The 20535-nt window shown below is 37.3% G+C and carries 19 protein-coding genes; 13 read left to right on the forward strand and 6 right to left on the reverse strand.

The window, feature by feature from the left end; genetic code table 11:
• Positions 1–101 precede the first annotated feature (101 nt).
• The 9 genes from VB248_RS13830 (at position 102) to VB248_RS13870 (ending at position 10289) form a co-directional block, all read left to right on the forward strand.
• Complete coding sequence (locus tag VB248_RS13830; protein ID WP_323297379.1) at positions 102–791, forward strand: hydrolase; 690 nt, start codon at positions 102–104, stop codon at positions 789–791.
• A 230-nt stretch (positions 792–1021) separates the two neighbouring features.
• Positions 1022–2797, forward strand: coding sequence for an amidohydrolase (locus VB248_RS13835; RefSeq protein WP_323297380.1), 1776 nt, complete (start codon positions 1022–1024; stop codon positions 2795–2797).
• Positions 2798–2799: 2 nt separating this feature from the next.
• Positions 2800–4173 (forward strand): alginate export family protein, encoded by a 1374-nt coding sequence (locus VB248_RS13840; RefSeq protein WP_323297381.1) that lies wholly within the window; start codon positions 2800–2802, stop codon positions 4171–4173.
• A 39-nt stretch (positions 4174–4212) separates the two neighbouring features.
• The gene (locus VB248_RS13845) at positions 4213–4572 is read left to right on the forward strand and encodes a hypothetical protein (RefSeq protein WP_323297382.1); all 360 of its coding nucleotides are present in this window, start codon (positions 4213–4215) and stop codon (positions 4570–4572) included.
• 73 nt (positions 4573–4645) lie between these two features.
• Positions 4646–5584, forward strand: coding sequence for a ring-cleaving dioxygenase (locus VB248_RS13850; protein WP_323297383.1), 939 nt, complete (start codon positions 4646–4648; stop codon positions 5582–5584).
• Positions 5585–5634: 50 nt separating this feature from the next.
• Complete coding sequence (locus VB248_RS13855; protein ID WP_323297384.1) at positions 5635–6078, forward strand: DMT family transporter; 444 nt, start codon at positions 5635–5637, stop codon at positions 6076–6078.
• A 33-nt stretch (positions 6079–6111) separates the two neighbouring features.
• Positions 6112–6585 carry a Dps family protein gene (locus VB248_RS13860; protein WP_323297385.1) on the forward strand — a complete coding sequence of 158 codons (474 nt, stop codon included), beginning with the start codon at positions 6112–6114 and terminating at the stop codon, positions 6583–6585.
• A gap of 41 nt (positions 6586–6626) precedes the next feature.
• Positions 6627–8897 carry a tetratricopeptide repeat-containing sensor histidine kinase gene (locus tag VB248_RS13865; RefSeq protein ID WP_323297386.1) on the forward strand — a complete coding sequence of 757 codons (2271 nt, stop codon included), beginning with the start codon at positions 6627–6629 and terminating at the stop codon, positions 8895–8897.
• A 15-nt stretch (positions 8898–8912) separates the two neighbouring features.
• A complete protein-coding gene (locus tag VB248_RS13870) occupies positions 8913–10289 on the forward strand; it encodes a sigma-54-dependent transcriptional regulator (protein ID WP_323297387.1) in 1377 nt (458 codons plus the stop codon).
• A 98-nt stretch (positions 10290–10387) separates the two neighbouring features.
• Here the strand turns inward: VB248_RS13870 and VB248_RS13875 are convergent, their stop codons facing one another.
• The 3 genes from VB248_RS13875 to VB248_RS13885 form a co-directional block, all read right to left on the reverse strand.
• Positions 10388–10855 (reverse strand): NADH-quinone oxidoreductase subunit A, encoded by a 468-nt coding sequence (locus VB248_RS13875; protein WP_323297388.1) that lies wholly within the window; start codon positions 10853–10855, stop codon positions 10388–10390.
• Positions 10856–10871: 16 nt separating this feature from the next.
• Positions 10872–11486: a DedA family protein gene (locus VB248_RS13880; RefSeq protein ID WP_323297389.1), complete on the reverse strand. Its 615-nt coding sequence runs from the start codon at positions 11484–11486 to the stop codon at positions 10872–10874.
• 659 nt (positions 11487–12145) lie between these two features.
• Positions 12146–12697, reverse strand: a complete 552-nt coding sequence (locus tag VB248_RS13885; protein ID WP_323297390.1) for a hypothetical protein — start codon at positions 12695–12697, stop codon at positions 12146–12148.
• A gap of 125 nt (positions 12698–12822) precedes the next feature.
• On the opposite strand from VB248_RS13885, the gene VB248_RS13890 reads away from it, so the two are divergent.
• From VB248_RS13890 to VB248_RS13900, 3 genes are all read left to right on the forward strand, one after another.
• Positions 12823–13203: a MerC domain-containing protein gene (locus VB248_RS13890; protein ID WP_323297391.1), complete on the forward strand. Its 381-nt coding sequence runs from the start codon at positions 12823–12825 to the stop codon at positions 13201–13203.
• Complete coding sequence (locus VB248_RS13895; protein ID WP_323297392.1) at positions 13191–14396, forward strand: GTP-binding protein; 1206 nt, start codon at positions 13191–13193, stop codon at positions 14394–14396. The genes VB248_RS13890 and VB248_RS13895 overlap by 13 nt, the downstream gene beginning before the upstream one ends.
• Positions 14397–14795: 399 nt before the next feature.
• Complete coding sequence (locus VB248_RS13900; RefSeq protein WP_323297393.1) at positions 14796–15206, forward strand: RrF2 family transcriptional regulator; 411 nt, start codon at positions 14796–14798, stop codon at positions 15204–15206.
• An 81-nt stretch (positions 15207–15287) separates the two neighbouring features.
• Here VB248_RS13900 and VB248_RS13905 read toward each other — a convergent pair whose 3' ends face one another.
• The 3 genes from VB248_RS13905 to VB248_RS13915 all read right to left on the reverse strand — a co-directional run bounded on the left by VB248_RS13905 (position 15288) and on the right by VB248_RS13915 (position 19605).
• The gene (locus VB248_RS13905) at positions 15288–15902 is read right to left on the reverse strand and encodes a 2OG-Fe(II) oxygenase (RefSeq protein ID WP_323297394.1); all 615 of its coding nucleotides are present in this window, start codon (positions 15900–15902) and stop codon (positions 15288–15290) included.
• A 75-nt stretch (positions 15903–15977) separates the two neighbouring features.
• Positions 15978–18134, reverse strand: a complete 2157-nt coding sequence (locus VB248_RS13910; RefSeq protein ID WP_323297395.1) for a 3-hydroxyacyl-CoA dehydrogenase NAD-binding domain-containing protein — start codon at positions 18132–18134, stop codon at positions 15978–15980.
• A 265-nt stretch (positions 18135–18399) separates the two neighbouring features.
• A complete protein-coding gene (locus VB248_RS13915; RefSeq protein WP_323297396.1) occupies positions 18400–19605 on the reverse strand; it encodes an acetyl-CoA C-acetyltransferase in 1206 nt (401 codons plus the stop codon).
• 170 nt (positions 19606–19775) lie between these two features.
• Here VB248_RS13915 and VB248_RS13920 point away from each other — a divergent pair, with 170 nt between their 5' ends.
• A complete protein-coding gene (locus VB248_RS13920; RefSeq protein ID WP_323297397.1) occupies positions 19776–20150 on the forward strand; it encodes a hypothetical protein in 375 nt (124 codons plus the stop codon).
• The last annotated feature ends 385 nt before the right edge of the window (positions 20151–20535 follow it).

Consider the following 20535-nt stretch of genomic DNA (forward strand, 5'->3'; position numbering starts at 1 on the left):
ATCATTCAATCAGCTGAAAGATTTCCTTAAAAATTCAAACAAAGAACTCCAAAAAATAACATTGGAGTGGTTAAAATTCACATACAAAAATTTTAATAATCATGAAAAAGACCCTTCTTACATTCGCATTTGCAGTAGCATCATTTGTTGGATTTGCTCAAAAACCTTCTCCGATGTTGCTCAACCCAACCAACCACGCTTTAGTACTTATCGACCATGAATCACAAATGGGATTTGCTACAAAAAGTATCGAAATGACTGATTTACGTAACAATACAGCCATTGTAGCAGGTGCTTCAAAAATCTTTAAAGTACCAACGGTGGTGACTACGGTAGCTGAAAAATCATTCAGTGGACCAGTTTTCCCTGAAGTTTCAGAGTTTTATCCAGCCGCTACTTCAAATTACATCGACCGTACAACCATGAATACTTGGGAAGACATAAATGCACACAAAGCAATTGTGGATAAAGGCAAGAAAAAAATCGTTTTTGCAGGTTTGTGGACAAGTGTTTGTATTGTAGGCCCAGTATTATCGGCTATCACCGATGGATATGACGTATATGTAATAACGGACGCAAGTGGAGACGTTTCAAAAGAAGCCCACGACCAAGCCGTAACTCGTATGGTTCAAGCTGGAGCACACCCAATTACAGCTATCCAGTACTTATTAGAATTACAACGTGACTGGGCTCGTAGCGAAACGTATGTACCTGTAACCAACCTTGTGAAAAAATACGGAGGTTCTTACGGTATCGGTATCCAATACGCTCATGAAATGTTGAAACACTAAGATTAGCGAGACTATCTAAAAAGTTTATAACGCCAAAGATTATTCTGCGAAAGACCTCACCCCCAACCCCTCTCCTGTTGAGAGGGGAGCTTGGGGAGCTAAAAAGTCCCCTCTCAACAGGAGAGGGGGTTGGGGGTGAGGTTGAATACCAAAGAATATTTGGTTGTTACTATCTTTTTTGGACAGCTTCTTCCAAAATTCTTTCCTCAATACCCTTTCTTCTTACGAATATGAAAACTTTATCCACACTCGCAATCATACTTTTTGTATTGGCTGGCAATACTTTTGCCCAACAAAAAGCTGATATGATTCTTTTCAACGGAAAAGTAAATACGCTCGACGATACGCATCAAAAAGCCGAAGCGGTGGCGATACTTGGTAATAAAATCTTGGCGGTGGGTACAAACAAAGAGATTTTAAAACTGAAAAATGCCAAAACAAAATTGGTAGATGCTCAACAAAAAACCATTGTGCCGGGTTTGTTCGATAGCCATTTGCACGTGATTCGTGGGGGACGTTTTTACAATACAGAATTGCGTTGGGACGGTGTAAAAAGCCTAAAACGTGCTTTGGAGATGTTGAAAGAACAAGCCCAAAGAACACCCGAAGGGCAGTGGGTAAGAGTAGTAGGTGGCTGGAATGAATATCAATTTGAAGAAAAACGCCTTCCTACTATCCAAGAAATCAACGATGCCACTGGCAATACGCCTACTTTTATTTTATACTTATATGGCAAAGCATGGCTGAATCAGGCAGGTATCAAAAAATTGAATATCACTGGCGAAACGCCGAATCCTATCGCTGGATTAATCGAAAAAGATAGCAACGGAAACCCAACAGGCTTGTTGGTAGCTGAACCGAATGCCTTTATTTTATACTCTACTTTGGCAAAACTTCCTGAATTGAATACCGAAGAGAAAATCAATTCTACGCTACAATACATGAGCGAACTTAATCGCTTGGGTGTAACGGCTGTGATGGATGCAGGAGGGGGCTTTCAGAATTTTCCTGATGACTACAATATTACTGACTCGCTCAACAAGGCAGGCAAAATTACAGTCAGACTTCCCTATTATCTTTTTGCCCAGAAAAAAGGTACAGAGCTAAAAGATTATACTCGCTGGACTGGAATGGTTGACCTTGAGCTTCAGCACGGAAATGGCATCAACGAAATAGATTATCATGTAGAAGGTGGTGGCGAAAACTTGGTTGCCGATGCCGCAGATTTTGAAAATTTCCTTTTCCCTCGTCCAGAATTGCCTAATTCGATGGAAAGTTCTTTGAAACCCGTTTTACAATTATTGGTTAAAAATCGCTGGCCCTTCCGTTTGCACGCCACTTACAACGAAAGTATTTTAAGAGATTTGGCTGTCATTGAAGAAGTAAACAAAGAAACGCCTCTGAACGGTTTAGTTTGGTTTTTTGACCACGCCGAAACCATCAGCGAAGAAAATATGCAGCGTATCAAGGCTTTGGGTGGCGGTATTGCTATCCAACACAGAATGGCTTTTCAAGGCGAAAGTTTTATTCATCGTTATGGAAAAAATGCTGCTTTGGCGAGCCCGCCAGTAAAAAGAATGCTTGAATTGGGTATTCCAGTAGGTTTGGGTACAGACGGTACTCGTGTGGCTTCTTACAATCCTTGGGTTTCGCTGTACTGGATTACTTCTGGAAAAACGGTCGGTGGTACACAAGTAATGGCAAAAGAAAATACAGTGGACAGAAATACAGCCTTGAAATTGATTACGGTAGGTGGTTATAGCCTTATCAAAGAACAAAATAAAGGTAAAATTCAAGCAGGATATTTTGCTGATTTGATTGTTTTGAGCGACGATTATTTTGAAGTAGCCGAAGAGAAAATCAAAGATATTACTTCTGAATTAACCATTGTTGACGGTAAAGTAGTGTTTGGTACAAGTACTTTCCAAAGCGTAGCACCGCAAGCTTTACCCGTTATTCCAAGTTGGAGTCCTGTGAAATATTATGGTGGTTATCAAACCAAATAGATATGAAAAAACTGTTGTGGCTAATAGGAATTTTAAGTTGGAATACCTTAGCATTTGCCCAAAATAGTCCAGTTTTTAAAATGTTGAGATACGATGAAAATTGGACTTTTCTAAAAAAAGACACAAGTAATCATTGGTATAATCGTTTGAAATATAATCAAGTAGGTACTTCTGGCAAAAGTTATATTTCGGTTGGTGGCGAAGTGAGGTATCAGTACTTCGCCATCAAAAACGAAGATTGGGGCGATATACCAACCGATAAAGACGGTTATGTATTGACACGCTATTTGGCTCATATCGACTATCACATTAATCCTACTTTCAGAGCATTTTTTCAGTTGCAAAGTAGCCTTGCCAATAGCCGAATCAATCCGAGTCCAGTAGAAGAAAATACTTTGGATATTCACCAAGCTTTTGCAGATGCTTTTTTATGGCAACAAAAAGGTAAATCAGTTCTGTTTAGGGTAGGTCGCCAAGAAATGACTTATGGTTCACAAAGATTGATTGCTGTGCGTGAAGCCCCCAACAATCGTTTGGCTTTTGATGGACTAAAATTTATTTTTCAACAAAAAAATTTTAAATCTGATGTCTTTTATACGCATCCAATCGCCAACAAAGCAGGCATTTTTGACGACGCTTTTAATAAAAACACTCAACTTTGGGGCTTTTATTCGGTCATTAATCATGCTTCTTTTTTAAATAATATCGACTTGTATTATTTGGGCATTCGCAAAAAACAAGCCACTTACGACGCTGGCAAAGGTGAAGAAATAAGACATTCGATAGGCACAAGAATCTGGAAAAACAAAGGCGATTGGCAGTATGATTTTGAAGGGGTTTTTCAGTTTGGCACATTTGCACAGCAACAAATTTCAGCTTGGACACTCTCGTCAAACACTACTTATCAGTTTAGTCAACTGGCATTAAAACCCAAATTGGGCTTGAAAACAGAAGCCATTTCGGGCGATAGAAATTTGAGTGATAATCGTTTACAAACTTTCAATCCACTGTATCCCAAAGGAGCGTACTTTGGCTTGGCAGCACTGATTGGTCCAGCCAATTTATTCGATTTTCACCCTTCGCTTGATTTGGAATTGAATGAACGATTAGAGTTTGGAATTGATTACGATATTTTCTGGCGACTCAGCAGAAAAGATGGCATTTATGCCCCCAATATGTCGCTGATTTATTCAGGAAAAAATACCAACGACCAGTTTATCGGTACACAATTGTCGGCAGAATTTAATTATCAACTCAATCCATTTTTATTCTTTCGGCTCGAAGGTACTTGGTTTGAAACAGGCGATTATTTGGATGAAGTAAGTACTGGAAAAGACATTTTGTTTACTGCTTTTACCACACAATTTAAGTTTTAGATACAATCAGGAATGCTTCTAAATTTACTCAATAACGTCATGGATACTTTGCTTACTCTTGAATATCAGGTTGTTGTTTCAACTATAAAAACGTATCATAAAAGATTACAAGCGGATGTTGAGCAAATGCAATCAGGACTATCTTTCTTGAACCAGTATTGTTGGGAGGTAAGCGATGTCAAGGTTTTAGAGGAACTGCAAAAGATAAAACAAGAGTTGTTACGCTTACTGGAAATGTATTATCAGAACATCAGTATTTGCGAAAAAATCTACCGAATCTTTGAAGCTGAAAATGTAGTCCATTCTCAGCAAATAGCTCGTGAGATAGCCCTGATTGAACAATGTTTTATTTGTGCTGAGTGCCAATATAGCCGCCTGACCGAATATCTAAATAACTAAGTATTGCTTGATTATCAATATATCATTTCTATGAAACTCACATAAAATCAACCCTCTTAAATAAACTATAAACATGGAAGAAACAATCTTAGGCATTCACCACATTACAGCCATTGCTGGCGATGCCAAACGTAATTTTGATTTTTATACGAAAGTATTAGGATTGAGATTTATCAAGAAAACCGTCAATTTCGACGACCCTTATACTTATCATTTTTATTTCGGAGACGAGTTTGGTAATGCAGGCACAATCCTCACTTTTTTCCCTTGGGGAAAAAGTGTTGGAAGGGGCTTGAGAGGAGCAGGCATTGCTACTGAAATTGGCTATTCTGTACCAAAAGGCAGTCTTGATTTTTGGATAGAGCGTTTTGAAAAACATGGCGTAATTTACAATAAACCTGCCGTGAAGTTTGGCGAAAAGTACCTAACATTCATCGACCCAGATGGATTGAAACTTCAGTTAATTGAGACTGAAAAACCCGATAATCGCATCGCTTGGGAAACCGACGAAATCAAGCAAGCAGTGGCTTTGAAAGGTTTTCATAGTGTAACACTTACACTGAATGAATATGCACCCACAGCCCAAATCTTAACAGCCATATTTGGCTATGAACTTATCCAGAAAGATGGCGTAAATTACCGCTATGCCACAAACGCCATTGATACCGCTGCCATTATTGATATTGTAGAATACCCCGAAGAACCTCGTGGTTGGGTAGCGGGTGGCATTGTACATCATGTGGCGTTCAGAGTGAAAAATGATGAAGTATTGATGCAATTCAGAGAGAAAATTAAAAATATGGGCTTGGATATTACGCATCAAATTGATAGAAATTATTTCCACTCTTTATATTTCAGAGAACCGGGCGGAATACTCTTTGAAATTGCTACCGAAAATCCGGGCTTTACAGTAGATGAACCTTTGGCAGAATTGGGCAAAAATCTAAAACTACCAGCCCAGTACGAATCTATTCGGGAAGAGATAGAACAACAGTTAGATGTACTGGATTAATGATTTTCAGCACGATAAATTTATTTTGAAAATGTAACATTACTAAAAATATGTCTAAATTTATATGGATTATCATGGTAGCTTTAGCGGGAGCTTTGTTACCCATTCAAGCAGGCTTGAATACCAAGATGGGAAAAGCCATCGAAAGCCCAGTTTGGGCTTCACTTATCTCTTTCGCCGTCGGAACGGTAGCAATGTTGGCTTATGCAGGCGTAAGCAAGCAAGGGTTCAATTTTTCTGAATTACGCAATGTGCCAGCCTATACTTGGCTTGCAGGTATTTTAGGAGCATTTTATGTTACAACCATTGTATTAGCTTTCCCTCGGTTGGGGCCAGCACTTACTTTCGGTTTGGTAGTAGCAGGGCAATTATTTATTTCGCTTGTACTCGACCATTTCAATATCCTTGTTCATGCCCAACACAGTATCAACATCTTTAGAATTATAGGAATGCTTTTGATTATTGCAGGCGTAGTTATTATCCGTTCTTTTTAAAAATTATCTCTTAAAACCTTAACATTTCACTACATGGAAGCAAAAATTGGCATTAGTCAAGAAAATCAAGCAGGCGTAGCCCTTGAACTATCAAAATTATTAGCGGATGAATTTGTACTTTATACCAAAACCAGAAATGCTCATTGGAACGTAGAAGGTCCAGATTTCTATTCAATCCATAAATTTTTTGAAAGTCAGTACGAGCAATTAGATGAAATCATGGACGATGTAGCCGAAAGAATTCGTGCTATCGGACATTACGCCCCTGCTACTTTAAAAACCTATTTGGCACTTACACACCTAAGTGAAGAAGCTCCAACCAGCAATAATAGCACGGGGTACATCAAAGAACTTTTGGCAGACCACCAAACCGTAATTATTCATCTCCGAGAAAACATCAATAGATTCGCTAACGAGTACAACGATTTAGGCTCAAGTGATTTTATTACGGGCTTGATGGAAACACACGAAAAAATGGCTTGGATGCTACGGGCTCATTTGAAGTAAAAATGATTTTGTTCAAGTAGAAAATTTTAAATAGCAACAATATGAACAAGCATATACACTTGCGGATGAAGCAAATTTTTAACATAATCTTTTTGGCTTGTACCATTGTGTGTATATGCTTTGTACAAAATGGCTATGGCAAAACCCAAGAGGAAATCAATAGCCTTGGTGAAAGATTAGATAAAGCTCCCGAAAACAGTACGCTGAAAGTAGATATATTGTTAGAATACGGGCAGTACTGTCTGGAAAAAGTAGGTGAACTAAAAGTGGATATGGATAGTGCTATGACTTTCCAAAATCAGGCTTTTGTACTTGGGCAAAAGCTTGGCTACATAAAGGGCATAGCCAATGCCATGATACTGAAAGGGCGGATTTATACTGAAATGCAGCTTAAAAATCAGGCAATTATTCAGCTAAAACGAGCTTTTCTTTTTGCTAAGAAACATCAATTGTACAAACAACAAGGTGATTTTTTTATCCATTTTTCCCAATTCCAAAACAACGAAATTGATGGTATTGAAATTAAAATTGGGTATTATATCAAGGCTATTCAATTATACCATAAAGCCAATGCCCACGAAGACGAAGCTACTTCTCGGAAAATGCTGGGCGACTATTACAGTATTTTGGGTAAATCAAACGAAGCCATTGAGCAGTTGGATTTGGCTTTGAAAATTTATCAAGACATTCGTTTCAAAGACTTGCAAGGCGTATATAATATTATGTCGGGGGTGTACTCGCAGATGGGTAATTACGAACTGGCTATAAAATATGGTTTATTGGCTGTTAGAACAGCCGAAGCACTCGGCGATGAAAGCTTACAACTGAGTTCTATTTATAACAAATTAGGTATCAGTTATCTTTATTTAGGTCAATATCAAAGAGCTTTGGAAAGCTGGCAAAAAGCGGCAACTATTGCCGAAAAATATCAAGATGCCGATTATCTCAGAATTATTTATGACAATATTGTTAATGCGTATTCAGGATTAAAAAAATTCAAGCTTGCCCTAAAACAACTCATATATATTGAGAAAAACTATCCTCCTAATGATTATCATACTCGCCTTATGCTTCAGTATCGCTATGTAATGCTATACTTAGACTTAAAACAGTACGATAAAGCAAAACCACACTTTCAAGAGCTAATAGAGTTGAACAAGGATACCTCTAAGGATATTATAAACCAAATGTACATCAATCACGTAGCCATTCGGTATTATATAGAAACCAAGCAGTCGGATAAAGCATACTCTTTTTTGATTGATCAAGATAAAATTTCTCGAAGTGTTGCCAATAAAAAGATGCTTTATGAAAACTATTTGACTTGGTTTAAGGCCGACTCCGCCTTAGGGAATCTTTCCGAAGCAATCAAGCATTACAAATTATACAAGGTTTACTCCGATTCGGTAATGAATGCCCAAAAAGCTAAACAGATTTCTAACCTACAAATTCAATTTGATACTGAACAAAAAGACAAAAATATTCTATTATTAACCCAAAAAAGTGAACTACAAAACGCCACTATCCGCAACGATAGAATCATCAAAATTATTTCTATTAGTGGTGCTTTTGTATTAATTGTACTACTTTTATTGGGTTACAATCGTTATCAACTCAAACAAAAAACGAATCTTCAATTAGAGCAGAAACAGAAGGAAATCAACCTACAAAACGAGTTACTCAAGCGGTTGTTGAACGAAAAAGAATGGCTTATCCGAGAAATACATCACCGAGTAAAGAATAACTTACAAATTGTGATTAGTCTGCTCAATACGCAGTCGGCACATTTAAAAAATCAAGATGCCCTCGAAGCTATACAGAATAGTCAGCACAGGATGCACAGTATTTCTTTGATTCACCAAAAACTGTATCAAACCGAAAACTTGGCTTCAATTGATATGAAATGGTATATCGAAGAACTGGTTGCTTACATAAAAGAGAGTTTCAATGTGGATAAAAAGCTTAGTTTTAAATTATCAACCGATGATATACACCTCGACGTTGGTCAGGCAGTTCCCGTCGGTCTAATCATGAACGAAGCCATCAGTAATGCTATTAAGTACGCTTTTCCGAACCAAAAAGGAGAAATAACGATAGAACTAAAGAAAGAATCTGAAAAACTCTGCAAGCTACTGATTGCTGATAATGGCATCGGTTTGCCCGAAGGTTTTGATGTTGAAGAGAGCGATTCTTTCGGAATGAGTTTAATGAAAGGATTATGTGAACAACTGGAAGGTAGCTTTGAGATTCAGCATCAGCATGGACTAACACTCAAAGTGATTTTCCCAATTAATTTTGAATTAACCCGTTAATCAATTCTTCATCTAATGATTAAAAAAGATAAAATATTGATTGTAGAAGATGAATTTATAGTAGCTTATGATTTAAAAATAATGCTCACTAAAAATGGTTTTTTGGTAGCAGGCATAGCATCTACCACAGAGCGTGCCAGACAATTAATAGAGCAAAAAAAGCCCGATTGGGTTTTATTGGATATTATTTTGAAAGGAACTGAAACAGGCATCGACTTGGCTCAGGAGCTACACCAAAAAAGAATTCCTTTTTTATTTATTTCTGCCAATACCAATCATACTACTTTAGAAGCCGCCAAAGCTACACAGCCTTATGGTTTTTTGGTGAAACCTTTTCGTGAAAGAGACTTATTTGTGATGCTCGACATCGCCCGTTATCGCTATGCTGTTGAAAGAGGACATATCATCAATTTTGCGGAGGAATCGCCCAAATCAGACATCAGTATAGAGGGTATCGTTGGCAAAAGTGCCTCTTTGATGAATGTACTTGAAAAAGTAATGATTGTAGCCCCAACCAATACTTCGGTGATTATTATGGGCGAAAGTGGAACGGGAAAAGAAAGAATTGCTCAAGCTATTCACCAACATTCTGCCAGAAAAGATAAAGCTTTTGTTACAATCAATTGTGCAGCACTTCCCTTGAATTTGATTGAATCCGAACTTTTTGGGCATGAAAAAGGAAGCTTTACGGGAGCGAACCAAAAACGAATTGGAAAATTTGAACAAGCCAATGGCGGAACAGTTTTTCTGGACGAAATAGGGGAGTTGCCTCTGGAAGCACAAGTAAAACTTTTAAGAGTATTACAAGAAAAAGAAATTGAGCGTATCGGAAGCGAAAATGCTATCAAAATAGATGTGCGTATTATAGCGGCAACCAACAGAAATTTAGAAAAAGAAGTAGCCGAAAGACGCTTCCGTTTGGATTTGTATTATCGCTTAAATGTTTTTCCGATTGAGCTACCAGCACTTCGTGAACGCAAAGAGGATATTGAGATTTTGGCTAATTATTTTCTGAAAAAATTCAGTAATAATGTCGGAAAAAAAATGAACGGCATCAGCGAAAATGCACTACAAAAATTGCGTACTTATCATTGGCCGGGCAATGTCCGTGAGCTTGAACACTTGATTGAGCGTAGCGTTTTGTTGACCAGCGGTCATGAAATTACAGATATTTCGTTGCCGAATGCGATACAAACAAACGAAGTTGTAAACACAATGTCGGGAGCGATAAATAAAATGGAAGAAGTAGAGCGTGACCATATTCTGAAAGCTCTAAAAACCAGTAATGGCAAAGTAGCAGGCGTAGGCGGTGCTGCTGAAATTTTAGGAATGCCAGCTCAAACACTGTACGCAAAAATCAAAAAATTAGGGATTAAAATAAGCTATTATTGAGCAGTCGGATGGTAGATTTCTGGTTTCGGATTTACAAAAAATGCTTGAATCTTATTTCCGAAATCAGAAATCCGAAATCCCCAATCCACAGCCTTAATCTATTTGCTATATTTCTGATTGATTTTATCGTATAAAGCATTAGGTACTTTTGATTTGTATGCTGTAATTTTTGCTTCAGGACGCACCCAGTCTAAATGACCTTTAATCCAAGCATATCCTAAGCCAATCACGAGTACGCCAACAAAAATAAACATTTCAGCCAGCGAGAACCAGCCCCACAAACCGTCGGTTTCGGCAATTAATCGTTTGTTTCCGAAAACCGTAGCCCAAGGAAAAAGGAAAATTAATTCAACATCAAAAAGAATAAAAATAAGGGCAATTACATAAAAACGAATATTGAAACGCACATTGGCATTGCCATCTGGTTCTTCGCCCGACTCATAAGTAGTGAGTTTTTCAACATTGGGGCGATTGGGGCGAATCAGCTTTGCAATGAATAATATCACAATTACAAAGGCAATAGCGGCGATAATAAAAAGAAGTATGTAACCAAAGTCTGTAAGCATATCGTTGTTGAGGAGGTTATTTTCTAAAATTCATATAACCTCTAATCACAGTGAAAGTAGTGATAACTAAAAAGAATAAGATTACGTATTGAACGTAATTGATAATCCAAGGGAATTCGACCCCAAAATAATAGCCGCCACCTACCAAAGAACCAATCCATAATGCACCACCCACCAAATTGAAAAACAAAAATTTTGGATAGCTCATACGGCTGATGCCCGCTAAAATCGGTGCAAAAGTACGAATATAAGGCAAGAAACGACTGATAATAAGGGCTTGGCTACCGTATTTTTCAAAAAAATCACGGGTTGAATCCAAGTGCTTTTGTTTGAAGTACCAAGTATCGGCTTTGTTTTGCAGGTTACTCCCAAAAAATCGACCAAATAAAAAGCCCGTTAATGAACCCAGCACCGAAGCCACAAAAAGATACAACAATACCGTTCCGATGGCATATTTCAAAAAGCCAGTTCCTACAAAAACACCTGTAAGAAATAAAAGATAGTCGCCGGGAAGAAAAAAGGCAAAGAAAAGACCATTTTCAGCATATACAACAAATGTAATGGCAAAGAGACCCGCACTAATGATTTCTTTAGAATCTGATAAGTATTTGATGATTTCGGATATGTCCATTTTAAAGTAGATGAAATACCTTTTGGCATAAAAGTATAAAAATACTTATATCTGTAAAGAGGCTTTTATCAATTTTGTTTTAGAATAAACAGTTTTGAACTCACTTTTAGTTTTTCTAACTATCTATTTTAGTGATTGTTTTTGCAAATGAAACTCAATTCTGGCGAATTCAAGTAAAGTAAAAAAACGCTTTCATCAAATATCAATCTACGACGAGTAAAATTACTTAAATTTCGTTCAAATTATCTAATCCTAAAATCATAAATTAATCTAACATTACTCAACTTAATACTTGCTTGACATAGCCAAGTAAGTATATCCATATCATAATTGCTAAATAGCAGAGTGAAGACCTTTGGAATTTGAACTTTTGATTTCAGAACTTAGGTGCTTTTGCAAGCATACTTAAAAACAAACGCAGGATTCAGAATTTGAAATAGCATAAATCAAAACCATTCCAAAAATTCCAAATCCTGCGTCCCAAAAATATAAAAGAGATTAGTCCTCAAGTCCAATAAAGTCTAAAAGAAAAAAGAATTTTTCTTGTCTCTTGCCTCTAAAAATCTAAAAACCTCCTAAATCCTCAAATCCAATAAAATCCAAAAAAAATTCTTTTTTCTTGTCTCTTGTGTCTAAAATCTTCAAGTCCTAAAGTCTTCCTATTTCACTTCCACCTCAAACGTTCCATCAAAATCAATGCTACCCACCGAGAAAGAACCATTTTTTATAGGCGTTCCATTTACAGGCGGTTGATGATGAAGCACTACTTGCAATTTTCCAGTACTTGCTCCAGAAGTTTTAACCGTAGCAGTCAAACCAACATCATAGCCTCTTGAATCTTTATCCTTATTTGAAAAAACAAGTACCGACGAAGGCGTAGGCACATACTCAAATAAATGCTCGTCCTTTTGTTCTTTAATTTCTTCGGTAACATCCACTACGGGCGATTTCGTTTCGTCCAAAAGTTCAACGGAGAAAGCGTATGTTTTATTAGCCTCCAAAGAAACTTTCTCAATCGTCGGAGCATTCCCACCGTCGCCATCAAGGTCTTTGAATGAAAAAGTTTTCGTAACTCCATTTTCTGTAAATTTCAATTTTACAGTGGTTAAATTCTCGTTGTCTTCCTGCGGAACAGGCTCATCTTTTTTACAAGCAGTCATCAAAGTACTTGCAAACAATAAAGTTAGGAATGTGTTTTTAGTCAATTTCATATTTGTTGAATTTATATAATTGCAATGATGTTGCAAATCTAATGATATTCTGAATATTATTTGCAATAATGTTGCGAAAATAAAAGCAAGTCGCCATATTTGCAACAATGTTGCAAATATGAAATATGAAAAAGGTTAAATATTACTACGATTACTTAGGCATAGCCAGCTCGGGCATCTGTTTGGTGCATTGCTTGGCAACGCCAATACTTATGCTTGTGCAGGCATTTTACAAAACTGACCTCAGTGTTTCCGACCAAGAGGGACTTCGGTACTTAGATTATCTTTTTGTAGCGATTTGCTTCGTAGCGGTTTATTACACAACGCAAGACGTGATTTCATCACCCATAAGTACGGCTTTTTGGCTGTTTTTTGGAGCTTTTGCCATTTCCATTCTGTTTGAAGACGATTTTAAATACCTCAATCTTGTAGGGTATTTTTCATCTGTTGCTTTAATTATCACTCATTTAATCAATATTAGAAACTGCAAAAAATGTCAGAAATGAAACTTCCAGTTACAGTCCTAAGCGGTTTTTTAGGAGCTGGTAAAACCTCATTGCTCAACCATATTTTACACAATAAACAAAACCTAAAAGTGGCGGTAATTGTGAATGATATGAGCGAAATCAATGTTGATGCCCAATTGGTAAAACAAGAAAATACACTTTCGAGAACGGAAGAGCGATTGGTAGAGATGTCTAACGGCTGTATTTGCTGTACCCTTCGTGAAGATTTAATGATAGAAGTAGAGCGTTTGGCAAAAGAAAAACGCTTTGATTACTTATTGATTGAATCGACGGGAATTTCAGAACCTTTGCCCGTAGCCCAAACTTTTAGCTATGTAGATGAAGAAAACGGCATCGACCTTACGAAGTTTTCAAGATTAGATACGATGGTGACGGTGGTAGATTGCTTTAATTTTGCCAAAGACTTTGGCTCAATTGATACCGTGTGGACTCGTAAAATGAACGAAGATGACCCGAACGACAACAGAACAATCGTTAATTTATTAACCGACCAAATAGAATTTGCCAACGTAATTATTCTTAATAAAACCGATTTACTCAGTCCCATACAAGTAGGAGAGTTGAAGGCAATTATTCAAAAACTCAATCCAAAAGCAAAAATATTGCAGTCCACTTTTGGCAAAGTAAATCCCAACGAAATTTTAAATACTGGGCTTTTTGATTTTGACGAAGCCTCAAACGGCACTAATTGGCTTGAAGAATTAGCCAAAGCAAAGCACACACCCGAAACCGAAGAGTACGGCATTAGTTCATTTGTGTTTCGGGATGCTCGTCCTTTTCATCCAGAAAGATTTTGGCATTATATCAACAACTATTGGCATGCTGGCATTATACGCTCGAAAGGTTTATTCTGGATAGCTTCACGCCCGAAAGATGCTTTAAATTGGGGACAAGCGGGCGGTTCAGTTCGGGCAGATTCGGCAGGTACTTGGTGGGCAGGAGTACCCGCTTGGGAAAGAAATTTTTATCCTGCTTGGAGAGAAAGCAAAGACCTCATTATGCAACGCTGGGATGAACGCTTTGGAGATAGAATCAACGAATTGGTGATTATCGGGCAAGATTTAGACCAAGAAGCCATCGTTGAAGAACTTCAAGAATGTTTGTGTACAGAAGAAGAAATACGCTTGATGGAAAAAAAGGGAAAGTTTAATGACCCATTTCCTGCTTTTTAAGGGCAATCTATTGTAGGCAAGTACAATTTTAAATTCACCACACACCAATTTTCACTTATCCAAAGCCTTGTAAACCAACGAGTTTATGAGGCTTATTTTCTTTAAGCCCAACAAAATATTCAGGTTTGCAAAGTAGCAAATAGAAATGCTGTTAATATTTTTAGAAAATCTATATTTTTTTTGTGATATTCGTCAAAATGATAATACTAAATCAAACATTTATCATATTATTAATTCTGATATTTTATGTACTTTTGTCTATAAAACAAATGGAATTACTGAACTTAGTAGAACAGCAACGAGTTAAGTAATACAAAAAATAAAGGTTTTTGAGGTATTTCAGCTCCGGACAACCATTATTTACAATTGGCGAAGAAACAACATTAAAACTTCATCATTATGATTTCAAAAAAAGCTAAATACGCTTTGAAAGCCCTAAAAGTACTTGCTCGTGAATATGAAAAAGGGCCATTACTTATTTCAAATATTGCAGAATCAGAAAATATTCCAAAGAAATTTTTAGAAGCTATCCTGCTTGAATTACGTAATCATGGACTGTTGCAGAGCCAAAAAGGAAAAGGAGGAGGCTATTATTTAAGAATTCCACCAGACCAAGTTTCTTTTGCTAAAATTATCCGTATCATCGACGGCCCAATCTCACCAACACTTTGTGTTTCTTTACATTTTTATGGTAAATGCGACGACTGTGGCGACGAAGAAAGCTGTTCGTTAAGAAACGTAATGGAAAAATGGAGAGATGCCAACTTGGCGGTATTAGAAGCCAATACTTTGATGGATTTGATTAAATAATTCGATAAGTCATCTTGAATTATTATAAGATTAAAGCGGTCAGAATTTCGAATTCTGACCGCTTTTGTATTTAATAAAATCTCAAACATTCAACAACCACCCCGTAATACTCAATCGCTCTCTAAAAGTTTCGCTTACTTCATGGTCGAGTTTTTCGCTTTGGAAACAGACTAATCTTCCTGCCAATGGGGCGATGCTGATTGTTTTTTCAATATTGTTTTCTTGGGTATAAATCAATAAGTTACCGCCATTTTCGGTTTGCCAATGGTTGTTTAAATAATAAATTACGGAAAGAATTCTGCCTTTTTGGGCTTGGAAAGTATCTCGATGTCGGCGGTAAAATTTACCAATGTCATATTTGGCAAAATGTATTTCTGCATCAACGATGCCCAAATAACAAGTTTGATTGAGATAATTAATAAATGCTTGATTTTTATCCAAAAGTATTCTTTCGGCAATGTTTGTTGTGCCATTTTCCAACCAAAGTATTTTATCGCCTCTGATTTCTTTGGCTTGATGTACTTCACTTTGTTTGCCAATTCCTGCTTCTTTGAAATTGCCATCATCAAACCTTTCGGTAAATCTTGCATTGAGCATCGTTACTTCTTCGCTACTTAAAAAATCATCACAAACCCCGTAGCCATTGGCGACAATGCCTTCAATAAGGCTCTCAAACTTTTCTTCTTGACTTTGCATGAAAACAGAAAAACCCTTGTAAATCTTGCAGACTTACAAGGGTTTTGGGGTTTATGTAAAGGTACGTAATTATTTTTATTCGTAAAAACCTCTGCCAGCTTCTGCCATAGCTCTGAGTTTTTCGGTCGGTCTGAATCTTTCTCCATAAGTATCAGCCAGACGGTCGGCTTCGGTAACAAAAGTTTTGATGCCCACAGTATCTACAAAGGAAAGCGTTCCACCCAAATAAGCAGGAAAACCCCAAGCGAAGATAGAACCCAAATCGGCATCCAAATACTTGCGTATTACGCCTTCTTCCACACATTTTACGGTTTCTAAAGCTTGTCGGTACAATAATCTTTTTTTGATTTCCTCTACCGCTAACTGTTCATCTTTCAAAGGAAAAATATTAGCTAAACCTTCCCACAAATACTTTTTGCCATTTTCTGGATAAGTATAAAAGCCAGCTTTGGCTTTTTTGCCCAAACGTCCCATTTCGGTAAACTGTTTGCTGACTTGATAAGTAGTGTCGTCTGGTGACAAAAGACCTTCATCAACAGCCGCTTGAGCGATTTTATAAGCCAAGTCTAGGGCTACTTCGTCCGAAACTGCCAAAGGGCCAACGGGCATTCCCATTTGTTTGGCGATGTTTTCGATAACCACAGGATTTACGCCATCTTTTAATAATTCAATGCCTTCGGAAGTATAAGTAAAGAATACTCTGGATGTATAAAAACCTTGAGAATCATTCACGACAATCGGCGTTTTACGAATCTTCTTGACAAAATCCATCGCTACGGCAAGTGCGTAGTCGGAGGTTTCTTTGCCCATGATAATTTCCACTAATTGCATTCTATCAACTGGCGAAAAGAAATGAATGCCAATAAATTTATCGGGCTGAATGGTCGCTTTGGCTAAATTTGAAATAGGTAAAGTAGAAGTATTTGAGGCAAAAACACCTGAATCTTTTTTCAAGAAAAGCTCCGCTGCTTTAGATACTTCTGCTTTTAATTGGGTATTTTCAAAAACTGCTTCGATGATTAAATCTGCTCCCTCAAGCTCGTTATAATTATCAGTAGTTTTGATAAGACCTAAAATACCATTTGCTTTTTCAGTACTCATTTTGCCTTTACTGATGGCTTTTTCGAGTAGAGTCCGAGCATAGTGTTTCCCTTTTTCGGCAGCTTCAAGCGATATATCTTTTAGTACAACCTCAATTCCTGCCATTGCCGAAACGTAAGCAATACCCGAACCCATCATGCCTGCACCCAAAATGCCCAGTTTTTTTACTTCGGTTTTTTCAATATTTTTCGGTCTGTTTGCACCTTTATTTACTTCATTCAGCCCAAAAAACATTGTTCGAATCAGGTTTTTAGCCACAGAAGAATTGGCAACTTTTACAAAATGACGAGCCTCGATGATAAGTCCACGGTCGATATTCACTAATAGTCCTTCATACACGCAAGACATAATAGCGATGGGTGAAGGATAATTACCATTGGTTTTAGTCATCGTAAGAGCCGTACCGCCCATCATTAATTGTACTCCTTTAGGGCTTAAAATATTCCCATTGGGTACTTTGTAATTTTCTTTTGCCTGAATTTTCCCAGTTTTTCGGTTGATTTCGTCCCAAGGTTGTAAAGCAACAGGATTGGCGTTAATCCATGCAAAAGCCTTTTCCATCATCGCTTCGTGCGAATCCACTAATTCGTCTATCATACCAAGCGAAAGAGCATCTTTAGGCGATACTTTTTTGCCTTCTAATAAAAGTGGAGCTGCCATTTCTAAGCCTATCATTCGGGGCAAACGTTGAGTACCGCCACCGCCGGGGAGTAAACCAATCGTTACTTCTGGCAAACCAATTAAGGCTTTGGGGTTATTAATGGCTACTCGATGATGACAAGCCAAGCATACTTCATAGCCACCGCCCAAAGCTGTGCCGTTGATGGCGGCTACAATGGGTTTGCCGTTGGTTTCCATTTTGCGAAAAATGGTATTCAATGACCTTGAAAGCTGATAGAGTTCTTCGGGAGCTTTACCATTATTATTGAGAATCATGCGTAAATCTGCACCAGCGATAAACTCTGGTCGCTCAGAAGTAATGATGATTCCTTTGGCTTCGGGGTCTGAGTATGCCTGCTCTAATGCCTTAGCAAGAGCAGGAATTGATTCGTCATTCAAGACATTCATTGCTTGATTCGCAACATTGATACTTAAAATGGCGACGTTATGTAAGAGATTGTATGAGAGCATTTTTTTAGATTTTAATAAGTAGCAAGAGTCAAGATACAAGACGCAAGATTTAAGATGCGAGATTTAAGACAAAAGATTCAAGAAGCAAGAATCAAGGTGGGAAAATATAATGTAAGACAAGACGTTGACGGCTTTTTTATTAGCAATACTTTTGAACAAGATGATTTTTATTGTTCAAATTTCTACAAGCCAAACTTTATCTCTTCAATCTTGTCTTTTCGTCTTAAATCTTGTGTCTTGAATCTTGCCTCTCTAAGTCCCAAAGCTAAACCCTTTCAATAACCGTAGAAATTCCCATTCCTCCGCCGATACATAAACTTGCTAAACCAGTGCTTTTGTCTGTTCTTTCTAATTCATCCAAAAGCGTCATTAAAATAATTGCACCCGTCGCACCAAGTGGATGACCGAGGGCAATTGCTCCACCATTGACATTTACTTTAGACGCATCAACCTTTAGAACGTCCATAAACAATAAAGGAATGGCAGCAAAAGCCTCATTGATTTCAAATAAATCAATGTCATTAATATTCATACCATTGCGTTTGAGTACTTTTTGTGTGGCAGGAATTGGCCCAGTCAGCATAATTGTTGGCTCAGAACCCGAAACACCGAAAGCGGTAATTTTAGCTCTTGGTTTCAAGCCCAGTTTTTCACCAATCGCTTTATTTCCGATTAAAATACCAGCCGCACCATCTACGATTTGAGAAGAATTCCCTGCATGATGCAAATGTTTGATTTCATTCAACTCTGGATATTTCATCAGAGCCAGATGGTCTAAGCCCATTTGTCCAATGCTTTCAAAAGCAGGTTTTAATTTTGCTAAAGATTCGAGCGAAGTATCTGGTCGCATACCTTCGTCGAAAGTCAACACATCTTGTCCGATGTCGTCCTTTACGGCAAACATAGATTTTGAAAAACGTTGATTCTGCTGTGCAGAGGCAGCTTTTTGCTGTGAAGCTACGGCATAGCTATCTAATAATTCACGAGAGTAGCCGTATTTTGTGGCTATTAAATCAGCAGAGATTCCTTGAGGTACAAACTTGTGTTCGGCAATTAATTGCGGATTCATCGTCATTGCTCCACCGTCACTACCCATAGCAACCCTCGACATCGACTCGATTCCCCCTGCAATAATCAACTCTTGTTGCCCCGACATGATGTAAGCAGATGCCATATTTACGGCTTCGAGCCCCGATGAACAAAAGCGATTAATTTGTACACCTGCTACGCTTTGGTCGTAACCAGCCGCCAAAACCGCCGTGCGAGCGATGTCTGCCCCTTGTTCGCCGATGGGCGTAACACAACCAAGAATTACATCATCAATCAGCGAAGTATCTAATTGATTTCGTTCTCGGAGTTGTTGTAATACTTGTTGTGCCAACTGAACAGGTTGAATATCATGCAATGAACCGTCTGATTTTCCTCGTCCACGAGGAGTACGAACGGCATCATAAATATAGGCTACATTCATGTTGAAGATGATTTAATAAATGTTCATAATAATCTTACGAATTTAATAAATTCATTATGCTTGCATACTATTTTGGTAAAATATTTAGATTAAATTTGAAAAATCAAACATTTACTATGTTTGAAAGTTATGGAAATAAATAATTCACTTGTTTAAACACACAAATGACTATGAAAAAGAGTTTGTTACTCGGCATGATGTTGTCGGCGTTTTGTTTTGCTGCTCAGGCAAAAACTTCTGGAAAAGAAACAGTAAAACCAGAGGTACGTATAAGTCTGGCAGATTCTCTGGAGTTTAAGGATTATTACGGAAGCTACAAAATGCTTGATAATTCTTATTTCCAAAAGCTGAGGATTTTCTTCAAAGCTGGAGTTCTTTTCGGACAAGCAAGTGATTATCCGGAATCGAAATTAACCAAGAAAAAAGACGATGAATTTGAGGAGGAAAATTATAGTGCTCAGATTATTTTTATCCGTACAGACGGTCAAGTTACAGGTGTAAAAGTATTGGTACAAGGTCAAGAAATTATCGGCACAAAAGAATAAAAAAAACTCCTGAAATTTTAAATAATAAACACAAAGCCGCCACTTTGATTTATAATTTAAAATTTACAGGAGTGTTGAAATCTTTATATAATCTACAATTAAGTTTGGTTAAAATCATTATAGACCTACTACAGTAATAATGATTAGGTATTTGTCTGACAAATATATGTGTCTATACAAGTATTATCAAAGGATAATTCAAGATAAAAAATGACAAATGTGTTATTCGTTGAAATTTTTATTTATTCGTAAAATAATGTATGTTAATTTAAAATCATTTGAAATTTAATAAAATAAAAAAAGCTAAAAAACGAGTTTTTAGCTTTTAAACAAAATAAAAAAATATTTGGGATATGTATCAAGCAATAATAAAATAATGGGAACT

The sequence above is a fragment of the Arcicella rigui genome (assembly GCF_034929435.1).
Lineage (GTDB): Bacteria > Bacteroidota > Bacteroidia > Cytophagales > Spirosomataceae > Arcicella > Arcicella rigui.

Excerpts from the sequence above, each read along its gene's own strand:
- VB248_RS13860 (WP_323297385.1), top strand. The coding sequence starts at position 6,112 with ATGGAAGCAAAAATTGGCATTAGTCAAGAAAATCAAGCAGGCGTAGCC.
- VB248_RS13845 (WP_323297382.1), top strand. The coding sequence starts at position 4,213 with ATGGATACTTTGCTTACTCTTGAATATCAGGTTGTTGTTTCAACTATA.
- VB248_RS13830 (WP_323297379.1), top strand. The coding sequence starts at position 102 with ATGAAAAAGACCCTTCTTACATTCGCATTTGCAGTAGCATCATTTGTT.
- VB248_RS13875 (WP_323297388.1), bottom strand. The coding sequence starts at position 10,855 with ATGCTTACAGACTTTGGTTACATACTTCTTTTTATTATCGCCGCTATT.
- VB248_RS13920 (WP_323297397.1), top strand. The coding sequence starts at position 19,776 with ATGAAAAAGAGTTTGTTACTCGGCATGATGTTGTCGGCGTTTTGTTTT.
- VB248_RS13905 (WP_323297394.1), bottom strand. The coding sequence starts at position 15,902 with ATGCAAAGTCAAGAAGAAAAGTTTGAGAGCCTTATTGAAGGCATTGTC.
- VB248_RS13885 (WP_323297390.1), bottom strand. The coding sequence starts at position 12,697 with ATGAAATTGACTAAAAACACATTCCTAACTTTATTGTTTGCAAGTACT.
- VB248_RS13890 (WP_323297391.1), top strand. The coding sequence starts at position 12,823 with ATGAAAAAGGTTAAATATTACTACGATTACTTAGGCATAGCCAGCTCG.
- VB248_RS13865 (WP_323297386.1), top strand. The coding sequence starts at position 6,627 with ATGAACAAGCATATACACTTGCGGATGAAGCAAATTTTTAACATAATC.
- VB248_RS13910 (WP_323297395.1), bottom strand. The coding sequence starts at position 18,134 with ATGCTCTCATACAATCTCTTACATAACGTCGCCATTTTAAGTATCAAT.
- VB248_RS13850 (WP_323297383.1), top strand. The coding sequence starts at position 4,646 with ATGGAAGAAACAATCTTAGGCATTCACCACATTACAGCCATTGCTGGC.
- VB248_RS13855 (WP_323297384.1), top strand. The coding sequence starts at position 5,635 with ATGTCTAAATTTATATGGATTATCATGGTAGCTTTAGCGGGAGCTTTG.
- VB248_RS13915 (WP_323297396.1), bottom strand. The coding sequence starts at position 19,605 with ATGAATGTAGCCTATATTTATGATGCCGTTCGTACTCCTCGTGGACGA.
- VB248_RS13835 (WP_323297380.1), top strand. The coding sequence starts at position 1,022 with ATGAAAACTTTATCCACACTCGCAATCATACTTTTTGTATTGGCTGGC.
- VB248_RS13880 (WP_323297389.1), bottom strand. The coding sequence starts at position 11,486 with ATGGACATATCCGAAATCATCAAATACTTATCAGATTCTAAAGAAATC.
- VB248_RS13895 (WP_323297392.1), top strand. The coding sequence starts at position 13,191 with ATGTCAGAAATGAAACTTCCAGTTACAGTCCTAAGCGGTTTTTTAGGA.
- VB248_RS13840 (WP_323297381.1), top strand. The coding sequence starts at position 2,800 with ATGAAAAAACTGTTGTGGCTAATAGGAATTTTAAGTTGGAATACCTTA.
- VB248_RS13870 (WP_323297387.1), top strand. The coding sequence starts at position 8,913 with ATGATTAAAAAAGATAAAATATTGATTGTAGAAGATGAATTTATAGTA.
- VB248_RS13900 (WP_323297393.1), top strand. The coding sequence starts at position 14,796 with ATGATTTCAAAAAAAGCTAAATACGCTTTGAAAGCCCTAAAAGTACTT.